Annotated in this window: 2 protein-coding genes and 1 pseudogene; all 3 read right to left on the reverse strand. The window is 64.8% G+C overall.

All coding sequences use genetic code 11. From position 1 onward, the window contains the following. Positions 1 to 625: pseudogene (locus EOA29_RS30770) on the reverse strand (energy transducer TonB); the annotation flags it as partial. Positions 626 to 753: 128 nt separating this feature from the next. After that, on the reverse strand, positions 754 to 1191 hold the full coding sequence (locus EOA29_RS30775; RefSeq protein ID WP_126093346.1) for a hypothetical protein: 438 nt from the start codon (positions 1189 to 1191) through the stop codon (positions 754 to 756). A gap of 5 nt (positions 1192 to 1196) precedes the next feature. Continuing rightward, on the reverse strand, positions 1197 to 3061 hold a 1865-nt coding region (locus tag EOA29_RS30780), incomplete at its 5' end, for a TonB-dependent hemoglobin/transferrin/lactoferrin family receptor (protein ID WP_127222057.1).

The raw sequence follows: 3061 nt of genomic DNA on the forward strand, positions 1-3061 counted from the left end.
CGTCGCCATCCGCCGTGCCGCCGGTTTCAATGGTTTGGCTTGGCCCTGCCGATGCGGCCGGGGCGCTCGATGTCGCACTGGGGACCGGTGGCTGTTGAGGCTCGGCAGGGGGCGTTTCAGCGCTTTGCGGTTCGGTCGCGGGCGTAGGTTTGCTGTCGGCGGGGACACTCTGGTCGTCCTGGCGTGGGCTGGTGGCCGCCAGGATATCGGGCGTGGAAGTGGCTTCCTTGACAGCTTGCGGCGGAAGCTGAGGCGCCGGGGGTTCGCTTGCAGGTTGCTGCGCTTCGACCGGCGGAGCGGGCTGCGCGGCCTGGCGTTTCACCGGCTGCGGATCGGGCACCAAGGTGACATCCACGGCGCCGGACGACTGGTCGTCCAGGGCGCTGCCGGTGACGTTGGCGCCGGACTGATCTGTGCCTTCGGCCTGAATCGCGTCCATGGCGTCGAATGTTCCGGGGGGCGCGAGCAGAAACGCCGCCGCCGCGGCGCCATGGAGCAGGCCGGAGGCGATGATCGCCACCGTCCATCTCCGGTCTCCGCCGGATTGCCGCGCCTGCACGAGCGGCTCGGCCGGCTTGATCGCCGGTTCGCCGCCTGCATCGAAGGGGTGATTGATGTCCTGCATGTCTCGCGCCGAGACCTGCCGTGCAGGGCATGTGATTGTCAAATCAAGATCGGTTGCCGCCCATGGCGGCAGACCGCAGGCAGACCATGCCATGGCGTCTCGTGGGAAGGCCGGATGCAACCCCACCTCTATATACCGAAAGCGATGCCGGTCTTGGTTGAGGTCTTCAGGCCGCGCATGCAGGCCGCCGGCTCGACGCCGTTGCCGGCGCATTCCGTCGCGCTGTTGATCAGCACGCGGCCGAGCTTGCCGCAGTCGGCGCCGGCAAGGTCGAAGCGCGTGACCTTCGTCTTGCCGGCGGGCAGGTCCTTGAAATCGAGCACGGTGAGGCGGTCGACGACACCGGCCTCATTGAACAGCGCGATCTCGAAAGCCGCTTTCGACAGGTCGGCGCCGAGCGTGTTGTTGACGACGAAGGTCAGCCGGCAGCCCTTGTCGGAAGGCTGGGCGGCGTTGAGCTCGAGGCTTAGGGCCGGCGCCGACGCGGATTGAGCCCAGGTCGGCGCCGGGCCAAGCGACATCGCCAGCGCCGAGGTCAGGAGACGAAGCGATGCCGTCAAGTTCATAGTTCTCAGCCTCCAAAGCGCATGGTTGCCGCCAACTTCAGCGTGATGCCGGGTTCATAGAGAACGGCGGTGGTGCTGCCGTTGAGCGGGTTGGTGTATTTGACGTCGAACAGATTGTCGGCGCGGAAGTCGACCTTGAGATTGTCCGTCGCCTGGTAGCTGGCGAAGGCATTGACCAGCGTATAGTCCTTGGCCACCGGGTTGCCCCTGGGCTTGCCGTTGTATTGCACCTCGCCACCGACCGTCAGCTTGTCTTCGAGGAAGCGCAAGCCGAGCTGCGCCGTCACCTGCGAGGAGGGGATGGTGGCGAGGTCGGCGCGCTCGCCTTCGTAAGAGATGGTGTGGCCGTTTATGATGGAAGCCGAAAGCCCGGCATAGCCCCAGCCGGCGTCATAGACGCTTTCCAGTTCGAAGCCGTTGATCTTGGCCTTGGCGAAGTTCTGATACTGGAAGCAGATCGGGATGCCCGGGCCGAACGGGCAGCCGCTGGTCGGGTCGAAGGCCGAGAGCGTGACGCCGTCGATATAGTCCTCGACATTGTTGTTGAAATAGGCGGCCTTGAGCCGCAGCGCGTCGCCGGCCTCGACAATGTCGTTCTGCTTGTAGTTGACGCCGAACTCGACCGTCTTGCCGGTTTCAGGCTTGAGGTTGGGATTGGGCAGGAACGGGAAGGTGACGCCTGCCGGGTGATTGCCGCTGATCAGCGTCTCCGTCAGCGAGGGTGAGCGGTAGCCTTCCGCATAGGTGCCGTAGAACTGCAGGCCTGCGAGGCCAGCGCTTTCGAAAGGCGAGACACCGATGGTGATGCGGGGCGACAGCCGGTCACCTGACGTTTCGTGGTCGGAGTCCTTCAGGCTGTAGCTGTCGTAGCGCAGGCCGGTGATGACCTCGAGCCATTCCCAGGTCAGCTTGTCCTGAATGTAGGCGCCGGAGACGTCGCGCTTGCCCGACGGCGTGTAGAAGCTGTCGCCGCCGGCCGTGCCGCCCGTCTCGACGTCGTCGCCGACCCAGTCGCCGCCATAAGTCAGCTCATGCGCAATGCCAGTGGTCTCGAAGCGCGACGTGTTCCAGATGTCGATGTCGGTCGTCCCTACATCGAAGGTCGACAGCGAGCCGGCGGGCAGCACGACGGGAAGGCCGGTTGTCGGATCGAAACGGTTCTGCGGAACGAGCGTCGTCAGATCGAGAACTGTCTTGTTGTAGGAGGCGTTGATGTGGAGATCGAGCCAGCTCTTGGCATCGTCGGTGATGTTGTAGCGGGCGGTGAAGGTGTTCGACTTGAGATCGACATCGTTCGCGGGCACGCCGCCGCTGGTCTCCGTCCATCCGTCGCTCGAGCCGACCCAGCCGAGCTTCAATTCGCTGTTCTCGCTCGGACGGATGGTGGTCTTGAGCAGTCCGCTCAGCACGTCGAAGCCGGTGCCGGCAACGGTGTCGCCGCCGCCGTTCTTGTAGTCGCCGTAGTCGCGATAGACGATGTTGCCCAGAACGTCCCAGTTCTCGTTGAAGCGGTAGGCGCCGCTGGCGCTGGTGGTCCAGCCCTTGCCGTTGCTTTCATAGCGTCCGGTGACGGAGGCGGCCCAGCTTTCTTCCGGCTTGAGGAAGTCCTCGGCGTCCTTGGTGTCGAAGAAGACGACGCCGCCGATGGCGCCGGAGCCATAAGTGTTGGCGACCGGGCCGCGGATCACGTCGACGGATTTGATCAGTTCGGGATCGACGTAGAAGGTCGATTGCGTGCCATGGTCGGAGCGCTGGAAATCCTGCCTGGCGCCGTCGACGATCACCGCGACGCGGCCGAAGTCCTGCAGGCCGCGGATGTTGATGCTGGAGCTGACGCGCCGTGCGTCGGCCTGCACGGTGACGCCTGGCA

It is taken from the genome of Mesorhizobium sp. M1E.F.Ca.ET.063.01.1.1 (genome assembly GCF_003998155.1).
Lineage (GTDB): Bacteria > Pseudomonadota > Alphaproteobacteria > Rhizobiales > Rhizobiaceae > Mesorhizobium.